Origin of the sequence: Raoultella sp. T31 (genome assembly GCF_002806725.1) — a bacterium.
GTDB lineage: Bacteria > Pseudomonadota > Gammaproteobacteria > Enterobacterales > Enterobacteriaceae > Klebsiella > Klebsiella electrica.
This window is the reverse complement of sequence record NZ_PIBO01000001.1, coordinates 17,848-43,965: the sequence shown is the minus strand read 5'-3', so window position 1 is coordinate 43,965 and position 26,118 is coordinate 17,848. Positions and strand designations below refer to the sequence as shown.

27 protein-coding genes, 2 tRNA genes and 1 pseudogene are annotated in these 26,118 nt (G+C 53.1%); 11 read left to right on the top strand and 19 right to left on the bottom strand.

Translation table 11 applies throughout. The features are described from left to right. Positions 1-149: 149 nt before the first annotated feature. From pgsA to uvrY, 3 genes are read right to left on the bottom strand one after another with little or no spacing between them, the layout of a single operon-like run. Positions 150-698 (bottom strand): CDP-diacylglycerol--glycerol-3-phosphate 3-phosphatidyltransferase, encoded by a 549-nt coding sequence (gene pgsA, locus CWM52_RS00235; RefSeq protein ID WP_100682265.1) that lies wholly within the window; start codon positions 696-698, stop codon positions 150-152. A 57-nt stretch (positions 699-755) separates the two neighbouring features. Beyond that, positions 756-2,588 carry an excinuclease ABC subunit UvrC gene (uvrC, locus tag CWM52_RS00230; RefSeq protein WP_100682264.1) on the bottom strand — a complete coding sequence of 611 codons (1,833 nt, stop codon included), beginning with the start codon at positions 2,586-2,588 and terminating at the stop codon, positions 756-758. Further along, positions 2,585-3,241, bottom strand: coding sequence for a UvrY/SirA/GacA family response regulator transcription factor (gene uvrY / locus CWM52_RS00225; protein WP_032686893.1), 657 nt, complete (start codon positions 3,239-3,241; stop codon positions 2,585-2,587). The genes uvrC and uvrY overlap by 4 nt, the downstream gene beginning before the upstream one ends. 463 nt (positions 3,242-3,704) lie before the next feature. Here uvrY and CWM52_RS00220 point away from each other — a divergent pair, with 463 nt between their 5' ends. After that, positions 3,705-3,929: a DUF2594 family protein gene (locus tag CWM52_RS00220; RefSeq protein WP_004864152.1), complete on the top strand. Its 225-nt coding sequence runs from the start codon at positions 3,705-3,707 to the stop codon at positions 3,927-3,929. Positions 3,930-3,995: 66 nt separating this feature from the next. Here CWM52_RS00220 and sdiA read toward each other — a convergent pair whose 3' ends face one another. Then, complete coding sequence (sdiA, locus tag CWM52_RS00215) at positions 3,996-4,718, bottom strand: transcriptional regulator SdiA (RefSeq protein ID WP_100682263.1); 723 nt, start codon at positions 4,716-4,718, stop codon at positions 3,996-3,998. Positions 4,719-5,018: 300 nt separating this feature from the next. Here sdiA and CWM52_RS00210 point away from each other — a divergent pair. Then, positions 5,019-5,410: pseudogene (locus CWM52_RS00210) on the top strand (CoA transferase); the annotation flags it as partial. Between the two features lie 54 nt (positions 5,411-5,464). On the opposite strand, the gene tcyN reads toward CWM52_RS00210, so the two are convergent. The 4 genes from tcyN to tcyJ form a co-directional block, all read right to left on the bottom strand. Continuing rightward, positions 5,465-6,217: an L-cystine ABC transporter ATP-binding protein TcyN gene (tcyN, locus tag CWM52_RS00205; RefSeq protein WP_100682262.1), complete on the bottom strand. Its 753-nt coding sequence runs from the start codon at positions 6,215-6,217 to the stop codon at positions 5,465-5,467. Beyond that, positions 6,214-6,882 (bottom strand): cystine ABC transporter permease, encoded by a 669-nt coding sequence (gene tcyL / locus CWM52_RS00200; RefSeq protein ID WP_100682261.1) that lies wholly within the window; start codon positions 6,880-6,882, stop codon positions 6,214-6,216. The genes tcyN and tcyL overlap by 4 nt, the downstream gene beginning before the upstream one ends. 15 nt (positions 6,883-6,897) lie before the next feature. After that, positions 6,898-7,884 (bottom strand): D-cysteine desulfhydrase, encoded by a 987-nt coding sequence (gene dcyD / locus CWM52_RS00195; RefSeq protein ID WP_100682260.1) that lies wholly within the window; start codon positions 7,882-7,884, stop codon positions 6,898-6,900. Positions 7,885-7,978: 94 nt separating this feature from the next. Next, a complete protein-coding gene (gene tcyJ / locus CWM52_RS00190; RefSeq protein WP_100682259.1) occupies positions 7,979-8,779 on the bottom strand; it encodes a cystine ABC transporter substrate-binding protein in 801 nt (266 codons plus the stop codon). 200 nt (positions 8,780-8,979) lie between these two features. Between tcyJ and amyA the strand changes: the two genes are divergently transcribed. Then, positions 8,980-10,467: an alpha-amylase gene (gene amyA / locus CWM52_RS00185; protein WP_100682258.1), complete on the top strand. Its 1,488-nt coding sequence runs from the start codon at positions 8,980-8,982 to the stop codon at positions 10,465-10,467. Positions 10,468-10,512: 45 nt separating this feature from the next. On the opposite strand, the gene yedD is transcribed toward amyA, so the two are convergent. After that, a complete protein-coding gene (yedD, locus tag CWM52_RS00180; protein ID WP_100682257.1) occupies positions 10,513-10,926 on the bottom strand; it encodes a lipoprotein YedD in 414 nt (137 codons plus the stop codon). Between the two features lie 473 nt (positions 10,927-11,399). Between yedD and rcsA the strand changes: the two genes are divergently transcribed. Then, positions 11,400-12,023 (top strand): transcriptional regulator RcsA, encoded by a 624-nt coding sequence (gene rcsA, locus CWM52_RS00175; protein WP_100682256.1) that lies wholly within the window; start codon positions 11,400-11,402, stop codon positions 12,021-12,023. A 54-nt stretch (positions 12,024-12,077) separates the two neighbouring features. Here the strand turns inward: rcsA and dsrB are convergent, their stop codons facing one another. Continuing rightward, the gene (dsrB, locus tag CWM52_RS00170) at positions 12,078-12,266 is read right to left on the bottom strand and encodes a protein DsrB (protein WP_100682255.1); all 189 of its coding nucleotides are present in this window, start codon (positions 12,264-12,266) and stop codon (positions 12,078-12,080) included. A gap of 167 nt (positions 12,267-12,433) precedes the next feature. Here dsrB and yodD point away from each other — a divergent pair, with 167 nt between their 5' ends. Continuing rightward, positions 12,434-12,661, top strand: a complete 228-nt coding sequence (gene yodD / locus CWM52_RS00165; RefSeq protein WP_100682254.1) for a YodD family peroxide/acid resistance protein — start codon at positions 12,434-12,436, stop codon at positions 12,659-12,661. Positions 12,662-12,933: 272 nt separating this feature from the next. Here the strand turns inward: yodD and dgcQ are convergent, their stop codons facing one another. The 3 genes from dgcQ to CWM52_RS00150 form a co-directional block, all read right to left on the bottom strand. Beyond that, complete coding sequence (gene dgcQ, locus CWM52_RS00160; RefSeq protein ID WP_100682253.1) at positions 12,934-14,628, bottom strand: cellulose biosynthesis regulator diguanylate cyclase DgcQ; 1,695 nt, start codon at positions 14,626-14,628, stop codon at positions 12,934-12,936. 108 nt (positions 14,629-14,736) lie between these two features. After that, positions 14,737-14,916: a YodC family protein gene (locus CWM52_RS00155; protein ID WP_100682252.1), complete on the bottom strand. Its 180-nt coding sequence runs from the start codon at positions 14,914-14,916 to the stop codon at positions 14,737-14,739. Between the two features lie 76 nt (positions 14,917-14,992). Next, a complete protein-coding gene (locus tag CWM52_RS00150) occupies positions 14,993-15,904 on the bottom strand; it encodes a DUF808 domain-containing protein (RefSeq protein ID WP_100682251.1) in 912 nt (303 codons plus the stop codon). A 228-nt stretch (positions 15,905-16,132) separates the two neighbouring features. Here CWM52_RS00150 and yedA point away from each other — a divergent pair, with 228 nt between their 5' ends. Beyond that, complete coding sequence (gene yedA / locus CWM52_RS00145) at positions 16,133-17,044, top strand: drug/metabolite exporter YedA (RefSeq protein ID WP_100682250.1); 912 nt, start codon at positions 16,133-16,135, stop codon at positions 17,042-17,044. Here yedA and CWM52_RS00140 read toward each other — a convergent pair. From CWM52_RS00140 to drpB, 4 genes are all read right to left on the bottom strand, one after another. Next, positions 17,019-17,474: a very short patch repair endonuclease gene (locus tag CWM52_RS00140; protein WP_202395339.1), complete on the bottom strand. Its 456-nt coding sequence runs from the start codon at positions 17,472-17,474 to the stop codon at positions 17,019-17,021. The two genes, yedA and CWM52_RS00140, sit on opposite strands and share 26 nt — an antisense overlap. Positions 17,475-17,493: 19 nt before the next feature. Then, positions 17,494-18,894, bottom strand: a complete 1,401-nt coding sequence (locus CWM52_RS00135) for a DNA cytosine methyltransferase (RefSeq protein WP_206057660.1) — start codon at positions 18,892-18,894, stop codon at positions 17,494-17,496. A gap of 89 nt (positions 18,895-18,983) precedes the next feature. Next, entirely contained in the window at positions 18,984-19,679 is a 696-nt protein-coding gene (locus CWM52_RS00130; RefSeq protein ID WP_100682247.1) for a phosphohydrolase, read from the bottom strand. 42 nt (positions 19,680-19,721) lie between these two features. After that, a complete protein-coding gene (gene drpB / locus CWM52_RS00125; protein ID WP_100682246.1) occupies positions 19,722-20,003 on the bottom strand; it encodes a cell division protein DrpB in 282 nt (93 codons plus the stop codon). Positions 20,004-20,592: 589 nt separating this feature from the next. Here drpB and CWM52_RS00120 point away from each other — a divergent pair. Further along, complete coding sequence (locus CWM52_RS00120; RefSeq protein ID WP_100682245.1) at positions 20,593-21,663, top strand: porin; 1,071 nt, start codon at positions 20,593-20,595, stop codon at positions 21,661-21,663. Between the two features lie 90 nt (positions 21,664-21,753). On the opposite strand, the gene CWM52_RS00115 is transcribed toward CWM52_RS00120, so the two are convergent. Together CWM52_RS00115 and CWM52_RS00110 are read right to left on the bottom strand one after the other, a co-directional pair. Further along, positions 21,754-21,906 carry an IS3 family transposase gene (locus CWM52_RS00115; RefSeq protein ID WP_100682244.1) on the bottom strand — a complete coding sequence of 51 codons (153 nt, stop codon included), beginning with the start codon at positions 21,904-21,906 and terminating at the stop codon, positions 21,754-21,756. Positions 21,907-22,170: 264 nt separating this feature from the next. Next, positions 22,171-22,260: transfer RNA gene (locus CWM52_RS00110), tRNA-Ser, on the bottom strand. A gap of 87 nt (positions 22,261-22,347) precedes the next feature. Between CWM52_RS00110 and mtfA the strand changes: the two genes are divergently transcribed. The 4 genes from mtfA to CWM52_RS00090 all read left to right on the top strand — a co-directional run bounded on the left by mtfA (position 22,348) and on the right by CWM52_RS00090 (position 26,118). Beyond that, on the top strand, positions 22,348-23,148 hold the full coding sequence (gene mtfA / locus CWM52_RS00105) for a DgsA anti-repressor MtfA (protein WP_160702622.1): 801 nt from the start codon (positions 22,348-22,350) through the stop codon (positions 23,146-23,148). 100 nt (positions 23,149-23,248) lie between these two features. Further along, positions 23,249-23,324, top strand: a tRNA-Asn gene (locus CWM52_RS00100). A gap of 161 nt (positions 23,325-23,485) precedes the next feature. Further along, positions 23,486-24,754 (top strand): tyrosine-type recombinase/integrase, encoded by a 1,269-nt coding sequence (locus tag CWM52_RS00095; RefSeq protein WP_100682242.1) that lies wholly within the window; start codon positions 23,486-23,488, stop codon positions 24,752-24,754. Positions 24,755-25,227: 473 nt separating this feature from the next. Beyond that, on the top strand, positions 25,228-26,118 hold the full coding sequence (locus CWM52_RS00090) for a LysR family transcriptional regulator (protein ID WP_100682241.1): 891 nt from the start codon (positions 25,228-25,230) through the stop codon (positions 26,116-26,118).

The following is a 26,118-nucleotide window of genomic DNA, read 5'->3' as shown; positions in this document are numbered from 1 at the left end:
CACCAAGCAAATTTGCTAATCACTTGATTTTGTTATCGTCTGGCAAGCTGTGCTGCCGTTCGATGCGATGCATTCTACTTACCTGGCGAAATGAGTCAACGATATTTTTTAAATCCCTGTGTCGTTTGCTGAAATTTGCGGCGAAACGATCACTGTTCAAGCAAATCTCCACGCGCGGCGTTCAAATACTGCAGCATAGACCACAGCGTCAGCACCGCCGCCACGAGGAACAGGGCAATTCCGGCCCACTCGACCCACGCGTTTGGCCGCCACAACATCCACACCAGCGCCGTCATCTGCGCGGTCGTTTTGACTTTCCCGATCCAGGATACCGCCACGCTGCTGCGTTTACCCAGTTCGGCCATCCACTCACGCAGCGCAGAAATAATAATTTCACGAGCGATCATGGTCGCCGCCGGCAGGGTTACCCACCAGGTATGATAGTGCTCAACCACCAGCACCATCGCAATCGCCACCATCACTTTATCGGCAACCGGGTCAAGAAAGGCGCCGAAACGCGTGCTCTGATTCCAGCGGCGGGCCAGATAACCATCAAACCAGTCGGTAACGGCAGCGATAAAAAAGATCAGGGCGCAGGCAAAAGGCGCCCAGACGAAAGGCAGATAAAACGCCAGCACAAAGAACGGTATCAGGATGACGCGAAACAGAGTAAGCAATGTAGGGATATTAAATTGCATAGTGACAGGTAACTATCTGTTAGAAGTAAAAATTAGCCCTATGTTGCTACAGAGCCCCTAATGTTTCAACGAGTAGAAGATCTTTTCTGCCAGACCGTGAGATATCCCCGGTACTTTGGCTATCTCCTCGACGCTGGCCTGCTGTAACCCTTGCAGCCCGCCCATATACTTCAGCAGCATCTGGCGGCGTTTCGGCCCTACCCCTTCGATAGTCTCCAGTGAACTGGTGCTTTTCACTTTTGCCCGTTTTTTACGATGCCCGGCAATGGCATGATCGTGGGATTCATCGCGAATATGTTGAATAACGTGCAGCGCAGGTGAATCAGGCGGCAGGTTAAACCCCTCGCCTTCTGGTTCGAAGAATAACGTTTCCAGCCCGGCTTTACGATCGCTACCTTTTGCCACCCCCAATAAGAGAGGATGCTGTTTATCCCATGGCACATCCAGCCCGGCAAAAACGCTTTTCGCCTGCCCAAGCTGGCCTTTACCGCCGTCTATCAGGATAACGTCAGGAATCTTGTTCTCTTCTATCGCCTTACCGTAGCGGCGGCGCAGAACCTGATTCATCGCCGCATAATCATCACCCGGCGTAATGCCGGTAATATTGTAGCGTCGATACTCGGCGCGCAGCGGCCCGTTACTGTCGAACACCACACAGGAAGCCACCGTTTGTTCACCCATAGTATGGCTGATATCAAAGCATTCCATGCGTTTAACGGCCGGCAGTTTAAGTACGGTAGCCAGGGCCTGTAGACGTTGCTGGATAGTCGACTGCTGGGAAAGCCGGGTCGTCAGCGCCGTTGCCGCATTGGTTCGCGCCAGCTTCAGATAGCGAGCGCGGTCGCCGCGCGGTTTCGTCTGGACGTTCACCCGACGCCCCGCCAGTTCGGAGAGCGAATCCGCCAGCAAGGTTTTATCGCCAAGATTAAAATCGAGCAGAATCTCTCCCGGCAGGGTACGCATCTGGCTGCCCTGCAGGTAGAACTGGCCAACAAACGTTTCCACCACTTCGCCGAGTTCCGTACCGCCGGGCACTTTCGGGAAATAGCTGCGGCTGCCGAGGACTTTCCCCTGACGGATAAACAGCACGTGGACGCAGGCCATGCCCGCATCAAAGGCGACGCCGATAACGTCGAGGTCATCGCCGGTATTCGAGACGAACTGTTTCTCGGTCACCCGGCGTACGGCCTGAATCTGATCGCGAATGCGCGCGGCCTCTTCAAACTCCAGCGCCTGGCTGGCTTTCTCCATCCGGGCAATTAGCTGCGTCAGCACCTGATCATCTTTGCCCGCGAGGAACAGCCGCACATATTCCACCTGCTGCGCGTACTCCTCTTCGCTCACCAGCCCTGACACACAGGGTCCCAGGCAGCGACCAATCTGATACTGCAGGCACGGACGCGACCGGTTACGGTACACGCTATTCTCGCACTGGCGCACAGGGAAAATTTTTTGCAGCAGCGCAAGCGTCTCGCGAACCGCATAACCATTCGGGAAAGGGCCGAAATACTCGCCCCTGGCGTGTTTCGCACCGCGGTGCATGGCCAGGCGCGGGTGGGTATCGCCGCTAAGGAAAATAAAGGGATAGGATTTGTCATCGCGCAGCAGCACGTTATAACGCGGCTGGTACAGCTTGATGTAGTTGTGCTCCAGCAGCAGCGCTTCCGTTTCCGTATGGGTTACGGTCACGTCGATTTGCGCAATCAGTGCCACCAGCGCTTCGGTTTTACGCGAAGCCAGGTTGCTCCGAAAATAGCTGCTCAGCCTTTTTTTCAGATCTTTTGCTTTACCAACATAGATGACGGTACCGCCAGCATCATACATGCGATAGACGCCCGGCTGGCTGGTTACCGTTTTCAGGAAAGCTTTTGCGTCAAAAACATCACTCACTGACTTGCTAACGACTCCGCATTGCACAGACCATGACGAATGGCCAGGTGGGTCAACTCGACGTCACCGTGGATGTTTAATTTACTGAACATCCGGTAGCGATAGCTGTTCACGGTTTTGGGGCTCAGGTTTAACTGCTCTGAGATCTCATTCACCTTCTGACCCCTGGTGATCATCAGCATAATCTGCAATTCGCGTTCAGACAAACTGGCAAAAGGCGATTCGGTCTTTTCCGGTTCAATCTGACTAAGCGCCATTTGCTGGGCGATATCGGAAGCAATATAGCGTTGGCCGGACGCCACGCAGCGAATGGCATTCACCACTTCCTGCGGCGCAGCACCTTTACTCAGATAGCCTGCGGCGCCAGCCTGCATCACTTTTGCCGGCAGCGGGTTCTCAGTATGCACGGTGAGCATAATCACTTTGGTGTCGACAATGGAACGCGCAATCTTGCGCGTGGCTTCCAGACCGCCAATCCCCGGCATGTTCATGTCCATCAGAACAACATCAACGGAATTGGCGCGACACCATTTCACGGCATCCTCGCCGCAGCAGGACTCACCGACAACTTTAATCCCTTTTATATCTTCCAGAATGCGTCGTATCCCTGCGCGCACTAGCTCGTGGTCATCAACAAGAAGGACGTTGATCAAAGGAATAATCTCCAGAATTAGGGACAACGCTACGGATAGCTTATCTCATACATATTACCGGGTTTTATCGTCACTTTAAAAGCCAAAAAAATGCCCTACGGAAAGTTTCTTGCCCGGATATGTCAATCTGTCTGCACAGCAACTGGAAACTTATAGATAACAGTAAGTTGTATTACGCTTCATTTTTAACATTTGCCCTACAAAAACATCCGCGTGGCGCGGCGATAGCGCATGGCTAAATACGAAACTAAAGATGTAACAATAATTAACTATGAAAAACAGCAGCGCAAAATTAACCGGCGACGCGAGTGCAGAGTACGTATTATTCAGACAATTAATCCGCCAGCACCTCTGATGAGAGAACATAAATCACGCGCTCCTTTTTTTCTCGTCGCTTGTGGTATACTGCGTCGCCTTAACATTTAGTATTGCGCAAAAGCGCCGATAGCAAACGAGGATATCGATGAGCACTCCAGATTTTTCCACTGCAGAAAATAATCAAGAACTGGCGCAGGAAGTGACCTGCCTGAAAACGCTGCTGACGCTGATGCTCCAGGCAATGGGCCAGGCGGATGCGGGTCGGGTGATTATTAAAATGGAAAAACAGATCACGCAGATGGAAGATGAGGCTCAGGCTGCCGTATTCTCCAGCACCGTTAAGCAAATTAAACAGGCTTACCGCCAGTAACAGTCAACCGGCTGTGAATTCAGCACAGCCGGTCCCTACGTCTGACACGCAGAACGTCCTGCCCGCTCAAATTAAACCGGTCGCCACCGCGTAACAGGCGATTTGCGTTTTATTTGGCGCATTGAATTTGCGTTGCATATTTTTTTGATGGAAATTAACCGTATTTTCTGAGATGGAGAGAATAATCGCCACTTCAGCCGATGTTTTTCCCTCTGCCGTCCATTTCAATATTTCCAGTTCGCGACGACTAAACTTCATTTCCGGCGGCATGACCATCGCATCTTCCAGACGCAATAATGTCAACAGACTCAACTCAATCAGCGTTCTTAAGCGCATCTCCTGCTCGTCTTCATGAAAAGGCCCTGCGCTATGGTTTTGGCCGGAAACGGACAAAAAACCCTGAGCATGATTAGGCAAGATCAGACACTGGGTAACCCCCTTGTTCAACCCGTGATCGCGCGCGCTATCCCACAATTCCGGCGTATCGCGAAAGAGCCCGTCATCCCACGGCAGATGGCCGCGAAGAAAGTTTTCAGGGCGCAATACCGGATCGATAGCAAAATAATTCTCAGCCTGGTAGTGTGTCATCCATGCTTGCGGATAGGTCGATTGCAGCGTAATCCTCGGCCGGGTAAACGGCACGGGATGGCGTACGCAAAGCGCAAAATAGTCATATTCCAGCCCTTCTGTTTGTTGTTGCAGGAGATTATAAACATCCCCTCCCGCGGTGATTGACTGAAATTGTTGCAGCATTTCCCGCCGCCAGCTGAAAAAATCATTGTCCCTCATAACCGACCAAATAACTCCTGAGTAATAATCATTATTAGAAATACAGAAAACTAACACATAAATCTTATTTATATGTATAAAATATCGTATGCATCGCACTTATTAGATCATGACTGGCGCTCTTCACCCGTGCCAGGACAAAAAGTATGTCGGAGCCTTTTTCGCTGACCACGATATATTCCCTTCTATGGCAAGCCTTTAGTTCCCTTCCGGCCCCGGAAATCGAATTTACCCAGCCGGGGGCGCTGCGTTCCTGCTATGCCGTCACCGATTCTTCGCCTCTATCCCGTCGACAGGCGTCTGCCTCGCAGCAGGCCGCTGCCCGGCATTCGGGTGCTCGATCTGACGCGGATTATTGCCGGACCGGTAGCCACTCGTCTGCTCGCCGGTCCCGGTGCGCACGGCTGAATATAAAAACGGCCAACGATAAGCAACATTTAATAGATTTGCTCTGTCAGGCTGACGTTCTCGTACACGGTTACCGTGCCGATGCGCTGGACGCCCTGGGATTAGATAGCGAGACGCGGGCGCGGCTCAGGCCAGGACTGGTCGATGTCTCGCTGAATGTCTGGGGATGGAGCGGCCCGTGGCGCAACCGCCGCGGTTTTGACAGCCTGGTGCAGATGCCCTGCGGGATAGCCGCCGCCAGTCAACAGTGGCGCCAGGCGGATAAACCGCTGCCGCTACCGGTGCTCTGGTCGCGGCCGTCCTCACCGCTGGGGACGGCCGCCGCGAGCGGGTAAACATTACTGCATCAGAAATTTTTCAAGGAACTGGCGGGTGCGCGGCTGCTGCGGGTTGGCAAACAGCGCTTTCGCCTCACCCTGTTCGACGATACGCCCCTGGTCCATAAAAATTGCGCGGTCCGCAACATCGCGGGCAAAGCTCATTTCATGAGTCACGATGACCATCGTGCGCTTCTCCTGCGCCAGCTGGCGAATGGTGTTCAGCACCTCGCCAACCAGCTCAGGATCGAGAGCCGACGTCGGCTCGTCAAACAGAATCACATCCGGGCGCATCGCCAGCGCCCGCGCAATGGCCACACGCTGCTGCTGACCACCGGACAGGCGACGAGGATAGCTGTTTTCTTTGCCGCTCAGCCCCACTTTCGCCAACAGTTCCCGGGCGCGAACCATGGATTCGTTTTTATCCTCACCCTTAACGATAACCGGCCCTTCAATGATGTTTTCCAGTACCGTGCGATGCGGGAACAGGTTGAAATTCTGGAACACGAAGCCCACATGCTGGCGCAGGCGGCGAATCAACCCTTTTTGCTGGCTGAAACTGCGCGCGGTATCAATGGTCACATCGCCCACCCGAATGGTTCCGCTTTCCGGCTGTTCCAGCAGGTTAATACTGCGCAGCAGCGTTGTTTTACCGGACCCGCTAGGGCCGATGATCGCCACCACTTCCCCCGCCTGCACATTGAGGTCGATACCGTGCAGTACCGTCTGGCCGTGGAATTTTTTCACCAGGTTTTTGACTTCAATGGCACTCATTTTGGATCACGCTCCTGGCGATTCAGCTGGTTTTCAAAATAGTTTTGCAGCGAGGACAGCACCGTCGCCATCACCCAGTAAATCAGCGATGCGGCCAGATACATGGTGAACACTTCCAGGGTGCGCGAGGTAATCAGCTGCGCCTGACGGAACAGCTCCGGAACCTGAATGGTGGCCGCCAGCGAGGTATCTTTTACCAGACTGATAAAACTATTGGAGAGCGGCGGCAGCGCCACCCGCGCAGCCTGCGGCAAAATCGCCCGGCGCAGGGTCTGCCACGGCGTCATACCGATACTGGCCGCCGCTTCCCACTGCCCTTTGTCAATCGAGGCAATCGCCGCACGCAGCGTTTCCGCGGCGTACGCTGCGGTATTCAGCGACAGGCCGATCATCGCCGCCGGAATGGGGTCAAGCTCAATGCCAAACTGCGGCAGACCGTAATAGATCATAAACAGCTGGGCAATCAGCGGGGTACCGCGGAAGATGGAGATATACATTCTCGCCAGCCATTTCACCGGCCACAGAGGCGACATGCGCATCAGTGCGAGGATAAAGCCCAGCACCAGGCCAAAGAACATACCGCCGATGCTCAGCTGTAACGTAAACACCGCGCCTTTGAGCAGAAAGGGCGCGGAATCAATAACCAGTTGGATACTCTCTTGCATTCTGTATGTTCTGCTTTAGATATGGGGATGATAGGCAAACAGCGCCGGCGCTCCACCCGTGTGGATAAATAAAATCGGCCCTTCATCCTTAAAGCGCTTCTGATTAATGCCGTCGATCAACCCGGCCATCGCTTTACCGGTATAAACCGGATCCAACAGAATGCCTTCCAGCTGCGCCAGCAGCTTCACGGCCTCCATTCCTTCGTCGTTCGGCGTGCCATATCCTGGCGCAAAATAGTCATCCCACAGCTGAATCCCGGCCGTGGCCTGTAGCTCCAGGCTATTCGCCACCGCCTGCTGAAGCGCAACGACTTTCGGCAACTGATCCGCCGCCTTGCGTGATACGGTGACGCCAATCAGCTCGGCCTCTGGCATCAGCTGTTCCAGTCCTACGGCCAGCCCGGCATGAGTACCCGCGCTGCCGGATGCGACCACGATGGAAGAGAGCTCAACGGCGCCTTCGCACTGCTGGGCGATTTCAAGGGCGCTTTCCACATAGCCCAGCGCGCCAAGCGCGTTTGAGCCCCCCACCGGAATGACATAGGGCCGATAGCCCTGCGCTTCGATGCGGGTTGCCAGTTCTTCGAGCTGAACATTGGGCTGAGTCAGCGCATCGCACATCTCCACCTGGGTATTAAACAGATCAAGCAGCAGGCGGTTACCGTTGGTCAAATAGTTCTCGGCACGAGTGCCAATGGGGTTTTCCAGCAGCGCAACGCAGTGCAGACCCAGTTTCGCGGCCACCGCCGCCGTTTGACGAACGTGGTTCGACTGAATCGCGCCGGCGGTGATTAACGTATCCGCCCCTTCACGCAGCGCATCTGCCGCCAGGAACTCCAGCTTACGCAGCTTATTGCCGCCCATCGCCAGCGGGGTCACGTCGTCGCGTTTAATAAAAATCTCGCGCCCCAGATGATCGGACAGACGCGGTAGATATTCCAGCGGCGTCGGCGCGCCAATCAATTCCAGGCGCGGGAAGCGCGTTAAATTTTGCAGTGACATGGTACCTCCTGACTGAGTTATCTTTATTATGCACACACTGGCGTACGAAATAAAAAAAGGCGCTATCAATAGCGCCTTTTTTCACCGCCAGCCGTTACTTTGTCACGTCAGCGCCAAACCATTTTTCCGACAGCGCTTTCAGGCTGCCATCTTTTTGCATATCGGCAATGGCGCCATCAATCGCTTTCAGCAGGTCTTCATTGCCTTTACGCAGCGCCACGCCAGACTCCTGACGAGAAAACGCTTCGCCGGTCACCGCCAGGGTATTGCCGGTTTTCTTCACCAGATCCAGCGCCGCCAGGCGATCGACCAGAATCGCGTCAATACGACCCACGCGCAGATCCTGATATTTCGTCGGGTCATCATCATAGGTACGGATATCTACGCCCTGGACGTTCTGGCGCAGCCACTCTTCGTAGTTAGTCCCCAGACCGACGCCGACTTTTTTGCCTTTCAGGTCAGCCGGTGTTTTGATAATGCCTTCGTTGCCTTTTTTCACCAGCGCCTGGATACCCGACACCGTATAAGGGGTAGAGAAGTCATACTTTTGCTTACGCTGGTCGGAAATGGTGACCTGGTTAATCACCACGTCAATACGTTTGGAATCGAGGGAAGCCAGCATGCCGTCCCATTTGGTCGGTTTCAGATCGGCCTTCACGCCCAGATGTTTCGCCAGCTCATTGGCAAAATCGACCTCGAAGCCGGTCAGCTTACCGTCGTCGCCCTGATAGCTAAACGGCGGATAGGTTCCTTCCAGGCCTACGCGCAGCGTCCCGCGCTCTTTAATCTGCCCCAGCAGATTTTCCGCCGCAAACGATTTTGCGCTGACGCCAGCCATTAAAACGACAGCCATCGCGCCCATCAGCGCCTGACGACCCAGAAGTGCTAATTTCATAGATGCCCCTGATAAATGAGATTTTCCCGTAGTGTAAGGCGTTTAGCGTCGCCCACCAACACCTATACGCTACAACTTATAGCGAAACATTATATACGCAGCGATTTAAGACATAGCGAAAAGAGCACCAAAATTCATCGAATTTGCTGGATATATCTCATACTGCAAAGGTCAGCTTGATGACGTCTGGAGCATGGAAGATGAAAAACCCCACGTTACTGCAGTGCTTTCACTGGTATTACCCCGCCGGCGGCGAGTTGTGGCGCGAAGTCGAAGCCCTGGCTCCGAACCTGAATGAAATTGGCATTAACATGGTTTGGCTACCGCCGGCTTACAAAGGCGCGTCCGGCGGATACTCCGTCGGCTACGATAGCTACGATCTGTTTGACCTCGGCGAGTTCGAGCAAAAAGGCTCTGTTGCCACGAAATATGGTGATAAAGCGCAGCTGCTTGCCGCCATTGCGGCCCTGCGCCAGCACGATATTGCGGTTCTGCTTGATGTGGTGGTCAACCACAAAATGGGCGCAGATGAAAAAGAGCCGGTTCGCGTGCAGCGCGTCGATGAGCAGGACCGGACGCAAATCGCCGAGGAGATTATCGAGTGCGAGGCGTGGACACGCTACACCTTCCCGGTCCGGGGCGGGCAGTATTCTCAGTTTATCTGGGACTACAAATGTTTCAGCGGCGTCGATCACATCGAAAATCCCGACGAGGACGGCGTTTTTAAAATTGTGAACGACTATACCGGCGAAGGCTGGAGCGATCAGGTCGATGATGAAATGGGTAATTTCGATTACCTGATGGGCGAGAATATTGATTTCCGCAATCATGCGGTCGCCGAAGAGCTGAAGTACTGGGCCCGCTGGGTTATGGAGCAAACCGGCTGCGACGGTTTCCGTCTCGATGCGGTGAAACATATTCCCGCGTGGTTTTATAAAGCGTGGATCGACCACGTCCAGCAAGTGGCGACAAAGCCGCTGTTTATCGTGGCGGAGTACTGGTCACACGAGGTGGATAAGCTCCAGCAGTATATCGAGCGCGTCGACGGTAAAACGATGCTGTTTGACGCCCCGTTGCAGATGAAGTTTCACGAAGCGTCACGCCAGGGTCGCGACTACGATATGAGTCAGATTTTTAGCGGTACGCTGGTTGAAACCGATCCGTTTCATGCCGTCACGCTGGTGACCAACCATGACACTCAACCCTTGCAGGCGCTGGAAGCCCCCGTTGAGCCGTGGTTCAAACCGCTGGCCTATGCGCTCATTCTGCTGCGCGAAAACGGCGTCCCCTCGGTTTTTTATGCCGACCTCTTCGGCGCCAGCTATGAAGATACCGGCGGCGATGGCCAGACCTATGCCATTGAGATGCCGGTTATTGAACAGCTGCATGAACTGATTGACGCCCGCCAGCGTTTCGCCCACGGCGTCCAGACGCTGTGGTTCGATCATCCCAACTGCATTGCCTTTAGCCGCAGCGGCACCGATGAGGATCCGGGGTGCGTCGTTGTATTGTCTAACGGCGATGAGGGAGAGAAGCTGCTGGCGCTGGGTGCCAACTATGGCAATAAGCGCTGGAAGGATTTTCTCGGCAATCGTCAGGAGGTGGTGGAAACCGACGACGAAGGCAGCGGCACCTTTACCTGTAACGGCGCAAGCGTCAGCGTCTGGGTCATCGAAGAGGTGCTGTAGTCGTTGAAAGCACGCGGGCTGAACGTCGCTTCAGCCCGCCCTGCATTAGTGCACGTTTTTCCCGGCAGCGGTTTTTTTCCACGCCTGCTCGCACTCGGCGGTCAGGCGGTTAACGCGAGTCAGGGTCATACGATCGTATTGCAGCGTGTTGCCTGAGCGCTCAACAGGATAAACCTCAAGCCTGGAGGTGACGTTGTAGACCTGATCATCGCGCTGCATTAATTTACCCGGCGTGGCGATGACGCGCTGCCACTGACGACAATCCAGGGTATCGCCATTTTTCGTCACAATCAGGCTGGCAATCGCGTCCGGGCTCATCATTTCACTCTGCGGACCTTTTGACTGCCAGTATCCCTCTAACCCGGCTGGCGCTGGCGCTTTGACGACGGTATCGTAATTATCAACCTGGACACACCCGGCCAGCATAAACAGCGCAGCGGCAATCACTATCTTTTTCATCATCCATCCCACAAACCGATAAAAAAGTATTGTGGCATTAAAGCGTTAAGCCCGCCACCCCTCCCGCAGAGCCGCAGCAAACTTGCCAACATCCGCGCGCGCACAACGTCACCGTTTCCCCCCGGAGAAGAATTATCCCGCTCGCCGTCGCATTATTAAATAACGAGAATGAAGAACCGCTGACAATATGCTGACTATTTACACAACCAACATAAGGAAAATCCTAAAAATATTTATTATTTGCCTTCCGAATTATCTGAAAAATAGGCAATTTTGCTTTTAATTCCCTCACATAACCCGGTCTCACATTACTTTGGGAGTATTCCTGGCAAATTATGGGCAATATTACGGAATAGTTTAGACTGCCGCATGGTTCCTGTGCTGAACCGGGTTTTTATTACCCACTTAAATGGATTTCATCGTGCTTGTCGGCGAGAGATAAATTATCGTTACGTGTTGATTGAGGATGGGTCATGTCAACGATTATCATGGATTTGTGCAGCTTTACCCGGCTGGGACTGACCGGGTATCTGACAAGCCGGGGAATAAAGAAGCGCGACATTAGTGAAGTACATTCTGTGGAATGCCTGCAAGAGGCCTGTGAATTCATGCGTCCGGCAGTGGTATTTATCAATGAAGATTGCTTTATTCATCATCCGGATAGCAATGAGCTTATCCGCCATATCATTTCCCGGTATCCCGGGACGTTATTTATTATCTTTATGTCGTTAGCTAACATTCATTTTGATCACTATCTGCTGGTACGTAAGAATTTGCTTATTAGTTCAAAATCACTGACGCCAAAAGACCTTGATGAAATCCTGGGTAATCGCCTTAAATACGATAACTACAGCAACGCCCGCATCAATATTCCGACACTGTCGCTCAGTCGTGCCGAATCGAATATGTTGCAAATGTGGATGGCGGGCTATAGCACGACGCAGATTTCAAGCCAAATGAACATTAAGGCGAAAACGGTTTCGTCGCATAAAGGAAATATTAAAAAGAAAATTCAGACCCACAATAAACAGGTGATTTACCACATCGTTCGCCTGGCGGAAAACATTACCAGCGGTATCCACGTTAACCTGCGCTGAACCAGGCGCCGGCAAAACTGGCGGCGCACTCCGCCAGTTCGGATGCCTCACGAACTAATCTTCTCTCTCAACAAAGATCCCGTCCGGATGCCCTGCTTCGTTAAAAAACCAGATCCCCAGCGGATAGTCTTCCAGCGCCACCAGATACATGGTCCCTTCACTAAACGACTCTATTGCCAGAACTACACCCGATCGACGAGGGCCACCGTCGGTCTTCACCGTGACACGATCGTTCACCTGCATAACTTACCTCCTCTATTTTTGAGCCAGTGTAGAACAAAACTGCCCGCGGTGCAGCGCCCTGCCCGGCGAGTGGCGTTTTTATAGACCATCCGGCATGGCGGCCAACCCCCTCTGATTTTATGCCTATACTTAAAGAGGCACGATCTGAGCCAAGCGAGGTAGGCATGATGAAAACCGCCAAAGGTAGTGGATATGCAGGAAGTCACGGGGTGAATGTCGATGTTGATGCCCTGCTGGCGGCGATTAATGAAATCAGCGAGAGCGAGATACGGCGTTCGCGGGACGATCCGCATCACGTCAGCGTTGATGGCCGCGACTATCACACCTGGTGCGAACTAGCGGAAGCGTTTGAACTCGATATTCATGACTTTAGCGTCACGGAGATCAACCGCTAGCCAGGTACAGGTGAAAAAAATCCCGACTCGCAGGAGTCGGGATGAAACTTGCTAATGCAAGAAGCACTTGAAAATTCGTTACACCGGGATATCCGTTGCCGGGAAACATTATCCTCAATTATTTTGTATGACAAGAGCTATTCATGAGGAAAATAATTGAGAAATGGTATGAACTTACTGTCGCCCTGCCGGGATGCTGATGGCGTAAGGCTTTGTGGCGATCGTTTTTCTCTGACCGCGCGTTGACCCCGGGTACTTTTTTAAGATAAATCTCATTTTTCCATGCCGTCACGCGACAGTAAATCGTTAAAGCACACCCGGTTACGTCCATTTTGTTTGGCGAGGTAGAGCCGGCGATCGGCCGTTGACTGCAGGCTTTCAAAATTAAACCCGGCAGAATCATCGCTGCTGCTCACCCCCAGAGAGGCGCTGATCCGCAAACTGGTGTCGTTGCAGAGGAGAATTTCACGGTTGTAAATGCGGATGCGGATACGTTCGGCGATGGCTGTCGCCATCTGTAACGTGGTGTCAGGCATCACAATACAGAACTCTTCCCCGCCGACGCGGCCAGCCAGATCGCCTTCACGGATATTGCTCGCAATAGTACTGGCAACCAGCGACAGTACGCGGTCTCCCGCCTGGTGTCCGTGCTGGTCATTGACCTTCTTAAAGTAATCGAGATCGAGCTGGATAACCGAGACTGGCCGGGCTGTCCGCTCGCACACCCTGGTGATGGCGATGGCCCTGTCAAATAAGGCTCCGCGATTCAACAGGCGAGTTAACGCATCATGCCAGGCCTGCCACTCCAACGACTTTTGCATAACGCTCATGTTACGAACCATCCGCAAAATTACCTGCCAGGAGATGATTAGCATCAGCGTAAAGAACAGCCACATCAGCGTCAGCGCAATCGTAATGCTCCCGAAAGCACCGCGCACGCCTTCCTGGAGCGTGTGGGTCCTCAGCAGCACGCCATCAAAGTTGTTTAGCTTCTGCCAGCTGATATAGCGCGTTAATAAACGGATACTGCCCTGGTTTTGATGCGAAACCGCGTAGCTAAGCATTGCCTGTTCACGGGCTGACAACAGGGTCAGGACATTCCCCGATGCTGAAGAAGCGATCAGGTTAAACCGACTGTCATACAGCTGGTATTCCCCCTCCTGTCCCCCCTTAATGGCGCTGACCAGAAACGCCTTCATCTCTCGCACTGAAAAATCCATCGACAGCACGCCGAGCCAGTCATGGCGGAAATCAAGGGGAACGGAAGCCGTCACCACCGGGTCGTCGTTTTGCGCGTGCCCATCAAAAACGGTTTGCCAGAGCACGCCGCGACCGGGATTGTTCCGCTGCGATTGCCGGGTAAACCACGGCGCGGCGATCGCATGGGTATAGCGCGCCTGGGCCTGTACCGCGTTTTTTGGCAATGTGGTGCCGGTAAAAAAACCGCTGCGCGAAATGTACAGCATCCCTTCGTTAAACCCGCGGCTTTCATCGACCAGACGCAGGAGATAACCCAGCTCAAGAGCCGCCATCAGTTCATTACCGGTCCGGGCGTTGTGACGGGATAGCATACTCTGGCTGTCGACAAAGGCATCGGAGACGCCATACACCGGAAGAGTACGCCGGTTATGCAACGCTACGGACCAGATCGGGTCATGGCGTTTGCTCATATACTCCTGTTCCGCATTGCGCAAAATCTCGAAATCCAGCGGCGTTTCAAGCGCCGACTGCATCCCGTTGCGAAAAAACACCATTCTGTCGATGTTGAACAGCAGCAGACTGTCCATTTCGTGGGCAACGTTTTCAAGGTTGTTGCGCTGGTTGGTGACATACGCCTCTTCCAGCACCGCCACTTCGCGCCAGATCAGGAGCGTAGAAAAAAAGAGTACTGCGACAAAGCAATAATTAACCACATGTCCCGGGCCAGAAACGCGGCGAAGTTTTCTTACCCACTGTGGTTTATCCATTGTTCTCTCGCAGTACCATCAAAACGACAAACGTCATCCACGCTGCCTGTGGGTGAAACAAGCAGTTAAACGATAAAACGCCCGGCTTTTGCCGGGCGCGATAGGGGGTCAGGCACGCTGCTGTCGCTGTCCTTCCCCACGTACTAACTCATCTTCGCGGAACGCCTCATGTTTAACGCCATAACCGTCATACCAACAACACTCGACCATTCCGCTGGCGAAGCCCGTCACCACCATGCGCGGCCCTCCGCTCTTTCGCCTCACTTCATCACTGACCAACAATACCATTTTTTAGTCCGTCATTCGGGAGAAACTGTTTCACCATAGACGACACGGAACGATTTTGCATAATCAGCGGTCGATTTTACTGCGCCGCAGCGCGAAACCCGGTAATAACCTTCACGCCAGCCAGCACCACCGCGCCGACGATAAAGCCCAGCAGCAGATTGACGCCGGTCGGCAGCAGCGAGGCGATGAGAGCCGACTGTTCACCTGCCCATTGTTCAACCGCATGATGAAGGGGGGCGATGCCGTGTACGATAATGCCGCCGCCGACCAGAAACATCGCCAGGGTCCCGACGATGGAGAGCAGCTTCATCAGACGCGGCGCAACCGCCAGCAATCCGTTACCGACCGAGCGCGCCAGCGCGCTACTTTTTTTCACCAGCCAGTAGCCCATATCATCCAGCTTCACGATAATGCCCACCAGACCATACACCCCGACGGTCACCAGAATGGCAATCCCCGAGAGAATCAGAATCTGATTGAGCAGCGGCGCATCGGCCACGATCCCCAACGTAATGGCCACGATCTCAGCGGACAGAATAAAGTCAGTGCGTATCGCTCCTTTCACTTTATCGCGTTCGAATGCCAGCGGATCCTGCTCCGCCAGCGCTTCCAGACGCTGCTGACGGGCCTGCGGATCTTCCTTGTGTTTACGCGCCTGCAGGCTGTGCAGCACTTTCTCAACGCCTTCGTAGCAAAGGAATGCGCCGCCGAGCATCAGCAATGGGGTAATCGCCCAGGGAATAAACGCGCTGATCAGCAAGGCCAGCGGCACTAAAATCACTTTATTGACGAACGAGCCCTTTGCCACGCCCCAGACAACGGGGAGCTCGCGATTGGCGCGAACACCCGTCACCTGCTGGGCATTGAGCGAGAGATCGTCTCCCAGTACGCCGGCCGTTTTTTTCGCTGCCAGTTTTCCCATCACGGAAATATCGTCAAGCAAGGTGGCGATATCATCCAACAGCGTTAAAAGACTACTTCCTGCCAAAATGGTATTCCTTCATTTATTGCGGATAAACACCCTGGCGCTCCGGCCGCAGCCTGAACGCGTAGCGGTCATGTCCGCCTAAGTATGAGGTAAAAGTGCTTTTTCGCCCAGAGATGCACAGAGTCAATATAAATTTAACAATTACCGATCGATTAAAGCGCTCGCCAGCGCAGTTGTTTTCACGTTTACTGTATGTCCCTTTCTGTCTCTGTACCGTCGTGAGGACGTATGTCTACCCGCCAGCTTCTGCCCCTAATCGGAGCCCTGTTTGCGCTTTATATCATCTGGGGATCGACCTATTTTGCCATTGCCATTGGCGTCGCCAGCTGGCCCCCGTTGATGATGGCCGGGATCCGTTTTCTCTCCGCCGGCGGGCTACTGCTCGCTTATTTGCTGGCAACCGGCCACTCGCTTCCAGCACTCAGGCCGCTGCTCAATGCGGCACTGATCGGCATCCTGCTGCTGGCCGTGGGAAATGGCTTTGTCACCCTGGCCGAGCACCAGCATGTGCCTTCAGGCATTGCGGCGGTGATGGTCGCGACGGTCCCGCTCTTCACGCTCTGCTTTAGCCGGTTTTTTGGTATTACCACTCGCAAGATCGAGTGGCTGGGGATTGCTATCGGTCTGGCGGGCATCATTCTGCTTAACAGCGGCGGAAACCTGAGCGGCAATCCGTGGGGGGCGCTGTTGATCCTTATCGGTTCAATGAGCTGGGCATTTGGTTCCGTTTACGGTTCCCGAATTGAGCTACCGACAGGCATGATGGCCGGCGCGATTGAAATGCTCGCCGCGGGAATCGTCCTGGCGCTCGCCTCCTGGGCGACTGGCGAAACCCTGAGCCAAATGCCGTCGTGGTCCAGTATTTTTGCCGTTGCCTATCTGGCGATTTTTGGCTCTCTTATCGCCATTAACGCCTATATGTATTTAATTCGTAACGTCACTCCCGCCGTCGCCACCAGCTACGCTTACGTCAATCCCGTGGTGGCGGTCCTGCTGGGGACCGGATTTGCCGGAGAGAGCCTCTCGTCCATCGAGTGGCTGGCGCTGGGCGTGATTATTTTTGCCGTTGTGCTGGTCACGCTGGGAAAATACCTGTTCCCCGCCCGGGTTGAAGTTACGCCTTGTGAGGTGGAGAAGTAAGCTCTGATTCACCAATGCCCTGCGTGTCGATCTGCGCGCGGTCACCGCCGCCGCAGATCCACTCTTCCAGGCGCTCAGTCAGCGCCTCATCGCTGAGCTTCAGTCGCCCGCGCAGCGCGCACTCCCAGACGATCAGCACCCGCCATCCCTGCTCTTGTAAGCGCATGATATCGCGCCTATCGCGCGCGACGTTGTTGCCGATTTTAGCCAGCCAGAATTCGGTACGCGTCGCGGGTACTTTAAACAGATAGCAGCGATGGTGATGCCAGAAACAGCCGTGAGTAAAGATAACGCAGCGGTACTCTGCCACGACAAAATCCGGGCGCCCCGGCAGCGTCGCATCCTGAACAGTAAACGTAAACCCGGCCTGAGTGAGCAGCGCGGCCAGCCGTTTTTCGATCGCCGTATCGCGCTGGCCAATCGCCCGCATGTTTTTACTGCGCGTGGCTTTATCGTGGACGTCCACCGTCTTGCTCCTCGGATTCACGCCGCGCCACGGCCTGCGCGATTCGCGGCGCAAGTAATTTCGCGACCGCCGCAAACACCGGCACCACCACCGAATTACCGAACTGGCGATAGGCCTGGGTATCGGAAACCGGAATGCGGAAGCGATAGCCCTGCGGACTTTCAAACCCCATTAACCGCGCACATTCGCGCGGCGTCAGCCGGCGCGGACGACGAAGCTGATTTTGCGCATCGTCGAAGTGTTGTTCACCCAACGGGCGGTCCCAGCCGCGATCGACCAGAATCTCGGCGCCGTCTTTGTAATAGCGCGCGGACAGCGTGCGCGCCACGCTCTGAGGATTGCGCGGATCGACCAGGCCGTAACCAAACCCGTTGCCCAGCGCCTGATGCTTACGCGCATAGTGATAGAGATACTTCCACAGCACCGGCGTCAGAATAAATTTAGCCTCCACCGTCGGTTCCAGCAGATCGCCGAAGGTCGGCCGCGCGGCCGGGTATAATTTTGAAATATCGCGCAGGGTAAAACCGTCGTGCAGCTGGAGATCGCGGCGAAAGCCCACCAGCACAATACGTTCGCGGTGCTGGGGTAAGAAATGACGGCCATCGATCACTTTCGGATCGTCGACGCCGCTGTGGTCAGCGTCGGAGACCTCATAGCCCAGTTCATCCAGCGTCTGCATGATAATGCGGAATGTCCGTCCTTTATCATGGCTTTTGAGGTTTTTGACGTTCTCCAGTACGAAGATGGCGGGCCTGCGGGCGGCAATAATTCTGACCACATCAAAGAACAGCGTGCCCTGGGTTTCACAGGCGAAACCGTGGGCCCGGCCCAGCGCATTTTTCTTCGATACCCCGGCCAGCGAAAAAGGCTGACAAGGAAAGCCCGCCAGCAGCACATCGTGCGCGGGGATCGTCTCGCGAATATGCCGCGCCGCGTGTTCATCGCCCACCTCCGGGCGATGGCTGAGGGTAACATCACGGATGTCTTCATTGAAACGGTGCTGATTCGGATCGCAGTACCAGTTGGCTTTGTAGGTTCGCACCGCGTGCTTATTCCATTCACTGGTGAAAACGCACTGCCCGCCAATCGCCTCAAAGCCACTGCGAATCCCGCCGATTCCGGCAAACAGATCGACGAAGCGGAAAGCATAATGGGGATGATGGGCCGGCGGTGGCGGCAGCAGCGTTGCCAGACGAGCATACTCGTTGGCCGTAATACGATTGGCCGCCCGCTCAACCGTCGCCACGCGCTTTAATATTGCCGGACTCCAGTGACGATCGCCAACGGCCAGCAGAATGCCCACCAGCGTTTTCACATCGTATATTGCCATCAGCTGGCGCAATAGCGCCTGTGCCTCTTCCCCGGCATGTTCCGGAGGCGACAACAGGCTCTTTTCCTTCGATAAATTTTGCGGCATACCCTCAACCAGCCCGGACAATTTTGCAGAGATTACCACAAATCATGCGGGCAGTTTCAGGCCAGTGGCTCAAAGCGCCTTAAAACCGCGTCATCCACCGACAGCGGGTCGCCGCGAAGTTCAGCGCTCAGCTTCGCCATAAATTGCACGAGGAAGCGCGCATTGTGTACCGCCATCTCTTTGCCTTTGTCCGTTTGCATCGTGTCGGGCAAACGCAACAGCTTGCACTGGAAATGGTCCAGCGCATATTTTTTGTCATCCAGATTACGCCGGTCAGCAAAGGGATCGTCCGCATCAAACAAGATGTTGTTCAGCGACCCGGAGACCGCAAAGACGCGGGCCAGACCAATTGCACCAAGCGCCTCCAGCCGATCGGCGTCCTGGACAATTTTCGCCTCCGCGCTTTGCGGGGGAATACTGGCACTGAAACTGTGCGCCTCAATCGCATGATAAACGGCAGGATAGCGGTCGCGCGGAAAATCAGGGAATGACGACTGGAGAATAGCCAGCGTTTTTTCTGCCGCCATCACCGAGGAGCGGCTGCGCTCGGGATGGTTTTTCGGCAGGCTAACAATGTCATGGAAATAACAGGCGGTCACAATGACCAGACGATCGACCTGACTGTCTTCAGCCAGCCGTTGCGCGGTGCCCCACACGCGACGGAAGTGCGAAATGTCGTGAGCCGAGTCACCCTGGGTTAGATGTCCCGCAAGCCAGGTTTCAAAGCGTTGCTGCCAGTCAAATTGCTCCATACGCGTTCCTCTGAGATAAGGCCAGCGTTGAGCATAGCAACTTTAATCGTGTTGTTCATGAATCCTGGGGTCAGGACGGGTGTACCAGGCTATCGCCCCGAGGATGGCGCCAACAAGACTCAGCACCAGGAACCCGAGCAGCGCGCCAAGCCACTTCCCTGACGTCGACCCCAGATCGCCGTCAATTGTCGCGCCGGGGACACTTTCAATTTTACCAACGACCCACCAGTAGCGCGCCATTGCCCACAGAAAGTAACCACAAAAGGCATAAAAGACCCACAGGGCCAGCTTCCCGCCCGGGCTTCGTTTCGCTTTCTGCTCCATTAACTCCTCTCCTTTAACTGACCACGAAACAGCGGCACTTCGCAAAAAAGTGACGCAAATCACATTATACTGTGAAAAAGATAACGAAACAGCACCTTCCCCCCATCAACGACGGCTTTTAGCCAGCGCGAGATCCTGGTGCTTACGCGCCAGCGTCACAAAATATATTATTTATTGCCGTCAACACGCGGCAGACAATAATAAAACCATAGCTTAAATATATTTCCCCTCGTTAAACTCCACATGGATATGAATGTTTTCTCAGGCATCACGTATGACCGTACGAGTAAAATAACCCAGCCAAATCATTTAAATGTCGCACATAATTCAAAAGCATTTAATCAGTAACATAAATACATCCCTTAAAACACCTAACACATTGTTATTGAAAATAATAAACAGCAAAAATGCATCATTCCAAAACGATAGATTTTTAATATATTAATGCAAACTGAAACATTTTGTAATATTGGATATAATTTATTTACATTTTTATTTTAAATAAAATTGAACCTTACCGATAGTATGAAATTGCTTTCAGCAATACTCACCTCCATTCATATTAATGATGATTAAAAGGGAATATATAATGAAAAGAAAAACACTGGCACTTCTGGTTCCGGCATTACTCGTGGCCGGAGCCGCTAATGCGGCAGAAATCTACAACAAGAACGGAAACAAGCTCGATTTCTACGGCAAAATGGTCGGCGAACACATTTTAACCAACACCGATCGCGACAACAGCGACAATAACTCCAGAGATACCACTTACGCCCGTTTCGGCGTAAAAGGCGAAACGCAGATTAACAGCGACCTGACTGGCTATGGCCGTTTTGAATACAACATCAAAGCGGATAAACCAGAAGGCGAACAGGGTAGCGCAACGCGTCTGGCGTTTGCCGGTTTAAAATTCGCCAACTACGGCTCATTTGATTATGGCCGTAACTATGGTCTGGTTTACGACGCGGCGGGTTATACCGACATGCTGGTCGAATGGGGCGGCGATGGCCTGGTGGCGACCGACAACTTTATGACCGGTCGTACTAACGGTATCGCCACCTACCGTAACAGCGACTTTTTCGGTCTGGTTGATGGCCTGAATTTCGGGCTGCAATACCAGGGTAAAAATAATAACCGCGATCGTTTAAAAGCTAACGGCGACGGCTATAGCACGTCTGTCGATTACAGTATCGATGGATTTGGTTTCGCCGCCGCATACAGCAATTCAGATCGTACCGACGAACAGGCGGCAGACCGTAAAGGCGAAACCGCCGAAGTCTGGAGTTTAGCCGCGAAATATGATGCCAATAGCCTTTACACGGCGGTGATGTATGCCGAATCGCATAACATGACGCCAATGGCAAATGGCATTTTCGCCAACAAGACGCAGAATATCGAGGCCGTTGTCCAGTACCAGTTTGATTTTGGTCTGCGCCCTTCCCTCGGCTATGTCTATGCGAAAGGCAAAGATCTCGGTATAAACAGCGGCAAAGATGCTGAGATTATGAACTATATTGAACTGGGCACCTGGTACTACTTCAACAAAAACCTGAATGTCTACAGTGCTTACAAATTTAACCTGATCGATCACAAAGACAGCATCATCACTGGCGCCGCTGAAGACGATCAGTTTGCTGTCGGTATTACCTATCAGTTCTGATGCGATTTATGCTTTAACGTCCGCCGGGTGGGCTGATCTTCTAAAACAGGACAGTTCATGTTAAGCGGCTTCCTCGGCCTGAGCCCGGTATTATTCCGGGCTCAGGCCTTTTAATTTCAGGCTTATCCGTTCATGGTTGTCGTCATGGGCAGAGCCCTCTATCACCAGCTTCAGCTCACTCAGACTGCCGAGCGAACACAGATAAAAACACTCCGGTTTCTGCGTTTCGAAGAAGTTCTCCATGAGCGCATTATCCTGGTCGTTTGCGACTGATGATTGCGGCTTTTGCCGTTTGTCTCGCTGAACTAAGGCCTTCGGCTTTTTATATTGATAAGGCCAGAAATCTTCTGCCTACAGGGAGTATTCAGATATCATCGAGACGAGATCTTCCCGTCAATGAGAAATCAGAGGATGATGATTGATGGACATTCGACGCCCCGTTATACCAACACAAGAGAAGTGTGTGACGCGGGTCGTTGAAAGGAATTGACGTAAGTGTTTGAATAGTGGCGGAGAGAGGGGGATTTGAACCCCCGGTAGAGTTGCCCCTACTCCGGTTTTCGAGACCGGTCCGTTCAGCCGCTCCGGCATCTCTCCGCTGAGGTTGCTATAATGCCAGGTTCTTTGGCACTTTAATAGTTCCTGTCTCTTTAATTATGTTCAAGTGACGACTTTGCGAGCAATATGATGTTTAAATGGCCCTGGAAAGTAGATGAAGAGTCCGGCAACGCAGAAATGCCCTGGGAACATGCGCTTGCCATTCCTGTTTTAGCCAATCTTTCTGCACAAGAACAGCAGGAACTGGTGCAGATGGCGGCACGCTTTCTGCAACAAAAACGTCTGGTCCCCCTGCAAGGGCTTGAACTCACCCCGCTGCAAAACGCCCGCATTGCGATGTTGTTCTGTTTGCCGGTTCTCGCGCTTGGCATTGAGTGGCTGGATGGCTTCCACGAGGTGCTCATCTACCCTGCCCCATTTGTGGTGGATGATGAGTGGGAAGACGACATTGGTCTGGTCCACAATCAACGGGTCGTACAATCCGGCCAGAGCTGGCAACAAGGCCCCATCATCCTGAACTGGCTGGATATTCAGGACTCTTTCGATGCATCGGGTTTCAATCTTATCGTGCACGAAGTCGCACATAAGCTGGATACCCGCAATGGCGATCGCGCCAGCGGCGTGCCGTTGATTCCGTTACGCGAAGTCGCCGGCTGGGAGCACGATCTCCACGCAGCGATGAATAACATTCAGGATGAGATCGATCTGGTTGGGGAGAGCGCCGCCAGTATTGACGCCTATGCGGCGACCGACCCGGCCGAGTGTTTTGCCGTATTATCGGAATATTTCTTTAGCGCACCGGAGCTGTTTGCCCCGCGCTTTCCGGCGCTCTGGCAGCGCTTTTGCCATTTCTATCGTCAGGATCCCTTACAAAGATTACGTGAAAATGGCCTGCTGGATACTGACGACGGGTACACTGTGCACTAAAACAACGAGTTGACTTAAATTTAGCCATTTGAATCAGTGAGTTAATTTTAGTGTTGACACAAAAATGCCAGGCCAGTAGTATGCGCCTCGTTCACACGATTCCTCTGTAGTTCAGTCGGTAGAACGGCGGACTGTTAATCCGTATGTCACTGGTTCGAGTCCAGTCAGAGGAGCCAAATTCCTGTTTTCATCCATCCTTGTGAATCCTTATGTTATTTTGATTCAAGAGGTTAGCGTGAAAACTCTTCCCGGTGCATTTTGATTTTACCCTCCGCATCGGGAAAAATTGGTGGTCAAATCTGGGGTCAGGTTAGTTCGATAATGGAGTGACCCCCATATGTCCCTTACCGATGCGAAAATCCGTAGTCTCAAACCTTCTGATAAATCCTTTAAAGTCTCCGATTCCCACGGTCTGTATCTTCTGGTCAAACCGGGTGGTTCCCGTCACTGGTATCTCAAGTACCGTATAAACGGTAAGGAATCCCGCATTGCGCTGGGTGCCTATCCTGCCGTCTCCCTGTCTGATGCCCGCCAGCAGCGTGAAGGTGTCCGTAAAATGCTGGCGCTGAATATCAACCCGGTTCAGCAGCGGGCTGCTGAACGTGGCTCACTAACACCGGAGAAAGTGTTTAAAAACGTGGCGCTGGCGTGGCACGGGAGTAATAAAAAATGGTCGCAGAACACTGCTGACCGTCTGCTTGCCAGCATGAATAACCATATCTTTCCGGTGATTGGTCATCTGTCTGTCACGGAGCTTAAACCCCGGCATTTCATTGACCTGCTGAAAGGGATTGAGGAAAAAGGCCTGCTGGAAGTTGCGTCCCGCACACGGCAGCACCTCAGTAACATCATGCGTTATGCGGTTCATCAGGGATTCATCGACAGCAACCCGGCGGCAAACCTTGACGGCGTGACGGCTACTCCCGTCAGACATCACTATCCCGCCCTGCCGCTGGAGCGGCTGCCTGAACTGCTTGAACGGATTGACGGTTATCACCAGGGACGGGAACTCACCCGGCTTGCCGTCCTGCTGACGTTACATGTGTTCATTCGCTCCAGTGAACTGCGTTTTGCCCGCTGGTCGGAGATTGATTTCAGGAACCGGGTCTGGACGATACCCGGGGCACGCGAAGCCATTGCAGGCGTACGTTATTCCGGGCGAGGTGCAAAAATGCGCCCCCCGCATATCGTGCCCCTCTCAGAACAGGCCATCGCCATTCTGAAACAGATTAAGGAGATTTCCGGTGATGGTGAACTGGTGTTCCCCGGCGACCATAACCCGTACAAGCCGATGTGCGAAAACACCGTGAATAAGTCACTGCGCCTTATGGGCTGGGACACGAAAGAGGATATCTGCGGTCATGGCTTCCGGGCAATGGCATGCAGTGCCCTGATGGAATCCGGTTTATGGTCGCAGGATGCAGTGGAGCGCCAGATGAGCCATCAGGAACGCAACACCGTTCGTCTGGCTTACATTCATAAGGCGGAACATCTGGAAGCCCGTAAGGCGATGATGCAGTGGTGGTCGGATTATCTGGATACCTGCCGGGAAGCATATGTGCCGCCGTATATCCAGGGTCAGGAAGACGGCCACAAAGCGGCATAATGCATCGGGCATAATAAGATTATGAAAAAAGCCGTATCAGCCTGTGCTGGCACGGCATTATTCATTTAATCTGTAATGTAGAAACGCAGCCATTTTCCGGTTCTATGCCGTTCAGTGAGTACAGCAGGGTCGCGCATTCTCACGCTGCTGTCTGAACCTGCAAACAACCCTGTTTCTGTTATTGGCAGAACGCGTTAACAGAATTTGCCACTGTCAGCGCTCAGGGGAAATTCTGGAGGGGCCGGCCAGAATACCAGATCTTCCCTGGCTGAACCTGACACATCAGACAGGCCAGATGAGAAACAGGGCCGCGCTTCTGGCACGATTATCTACTCTGATGTTACGATGCTCATCCCGGACAAAATCAGCCTCCGATAATCCAGGGGTGGATTTGTTGCTGGTTTCTGTCCGGGTTCAGGTCAGACGAAATCGTATCCCTGCCAGGGGAGTGGTGAAATATATCAAGAGAAACAATGGATATTTACCGTTATACAGAAAACCTTTCTTTGTTTGTTGAAATAGCAAGATGTGGTTCATTTTCAGCGGTTGCACGCCGCCACGGCGTAAACCCGTCATCCATCATGCGAAAAATTGATATGCTTGAAGCGGTCATGAAAGCCCCCCTCTTCACACGAAGCACCCGTGGCATTCATTTAACAGAAATCGGCGATGCATTGTTTACCCGTGCAGTGGGGGTACTTGAAGCGCTCAATGATATGCGTGATGAAATCGTTTCTTTAAATGAAGAAGTGACAGGGACATTGCGCATCAGTTGTTTGCCGACTTTTGCAAAACTCCATATATTCCCCTGGCTACCAGAATTCAAATCTCATTATCCTGATGTGGATCTTGTTCTGGATCTTACAGAGCAACTTGAAATCCCATCAATAGAACGCCTTGATGCAGCGGTTCGCATTGGTAAACTAAAAAACAGCTCACTGTATGCGACAAAAATAGCGCACCAGACCTGGATTGCCTGTGCAAGCCCTCGTTATATTGAGCAATATGGGGTTCCCGGTGGACCGACTGAACTCCTCGGCCACCATATTCTGGACAAATATCATGATCCACACTCCATTTCATGGAATCGTATTATCGACACTCAGGGAGGAGAGTATCGCTTATATATGCGTTGCAATGATTTCGAAGCTCTGCTAAAAGCAGCCATTTCAGGATTAGGGATCGTCTTTCTGCCCAACTGGGTTGTGGGACAGGATATTAAAGCTGGCAGGCTTGTCAATATATTTGATGACCCGCAGCAGAAAGTTGACGATATCCATTTTTTGCGTGCGCTTCCCAGAATGACACCCAAACTGGCTGCTTTTTTACAATTTTTGCGTGATAATCTTACGGCTGTTATTTAG

What these genes read in the sequence shown, in the direction of transcription:
- pgsA (WP_100682265.1), bottom strand. Translation starts at nt 698, where the DNA reads ATGCAATTTAATATCCCTACATTGCTTACTCTGTTTCGCGTCATCCTG.
- CWM52_RS00220 (WP_004864152.1), top strand. Translation starts at nt 3,705, where the DNA reads ATGAGCACTCCAGATTTTTCCACTGCAGAAAATAATCAAGAACTGGCG.
- sdiA (WP_100682263.1), bottom strand. Translation starts at nt 4,718, where the DNA reads ATGAGGGACAATGATTTTTTCAGCTGGCGGCGGGAAATGCTGCAACAA.
- tcyN (WP_100682262.1), bottom strand. Translation starts at nt 6,217, where the DNA reads ATGAGTGCCATTGAAGTCAAAAACCTGGTGAAAAAATTCCACGGCCAG.
- tcyL (WP_100682261.1), bottom strand. Translation starts at nt 6,882, where the DNA reads ATGCAAGAGAGTATCCAACTGGTTATTGATTCCGCGCCCTTTCTGCTC.
- dcyD (WP_100682260.1), bottom strand. Translation starts at nt 7,884, where the DNA reads ATGTCACTGCAAAATTTAACGCGCTTCCCGCGCCTGGAATTGATTGGC.
- tcyJ (WP_100682259.1), bottom strand. Translation starts at nt 8,779, where the DNA reads ATGAAATTAGCACTTCTGGGTCGTCAGGCGCTGATGGGCGCGATGGCT.
- amyA (WP_100682258.1), top strand. Translation starts at nt 8,980, where the DNA reads ATGAAAAACCCCACGTTACTGCAGTGCTTTCACTGGTATTACCCCGCC.
- yedD (WP_100682257.1), bottom strand. Translation starts at nt 10,926, where the DNA reads ATGAAAAAGATAGTGATTGCCGCTGCGCTGTTTATGCTGGCCGGGTGT.
- rcsA (WP_100682256.1), top strand. Translation starts at nt 11,400, where the DNA reads ATGTCAACGATTATCATGGATTTGTGCAGCTTTACCCGGCTGGGACTG.
- dsrB (WP_100682255.1), bottom strand. Translation starts at nt 12,266, where the DNA reads ATGCAGGTGAACGATCGTGTCACGGTGAAGACCGACGGTGGCCCTCGT.
- yodD (WP_100682254.1), top strand. Translation starts at nt 12,434, where the DNA reads ATGAAAACCGCCAAAGGTAGTGGATATGCAGGAAGTCACGGGGTGAAT.
- dgcQ (WP_100682253.1), bottom strand. Translation starts at nt 14,628, where the DNA reads ATGGATAAACCACAGTGGGTAAGAAAACTTCGCCGCGTTTCTGGCCCG.
- CWM52_RS00155 (WP_100682252.1), bottom strand. Translation starts at nt 14,916, where the DNA reads ATGGTATTGTTGGTCAGTGATGAAGTGAGGCGAAAGAGCGGAGGGCCG.
- yedA (WP_100682250.1), top strand. Translation starts at nt 16,133, where the DNA reads ATGTCTACCCGCCAGCTTCTGCCCCTAATCGGAGCCCTGTTTGCGCTT.
- CWM52_RS00140 (WP_202395339.1), bottom strand. Translation starts at nt 17,474, where the DNA reads ATGCGGGCGATTGGCCAGCGCGATACGGCGATCGAAAAACGGCTGGCC.
- CWM52_RS00130 (WP_100682247.1), bottom strand. Translation starts at nt 19,679, where the DNA reads ATGGAGCAATTTGACTGGCAGCAACGCTTTGAAACCTGGCTTGCGGGA.
- drpB (WP_100682246.1), bottom strand. Translation starts at nt 20,003, where the DNA reads ATGGAGCAGAAAGCGAAACGAAGCCCGGGCGGGAAGCTGGCCCTGTGG.
- CWM52_RS00120 (WP_100682245.1), top strand. Translation starts at nt 20,593, where the DNA reads ATGAAAAGAAAAACACTGGCACTTCTGGTTCCGGCATTACTCGTGGCC.
- CWM52_RS00115 (WP_100682244.1), bottom strand. Translation starts at nt 21,906, where the DNA reads ATGGAGAACTTCTTCGAAACGCAGAAACCGGAGTGTTTTTATCTGTGT.
- mtfA (WP_160702622.1), top strand. Translation starts at nt 22,348, where the DNA reads ATGATGTTTAAATGGCCCTGGAAAGTAGATGAAGAGTCCGGCAACGCA.
- CWM52_RS00095 (WP_100682242.1), top strand. Translation starts at nt 23,486, where the DNA reads ATGTCCCTTACCGATGCGAAAATCCGTAGTCTCAAACCTTCTGATAAA.
- CWM52_RS00090 (WP_100682241.1), top strand. Translation starts at nt 25,228, where the DNA reads ATGGATATTTACCGTTATACAGAAAACCTTTCTTTGTTTGTTGAAATA.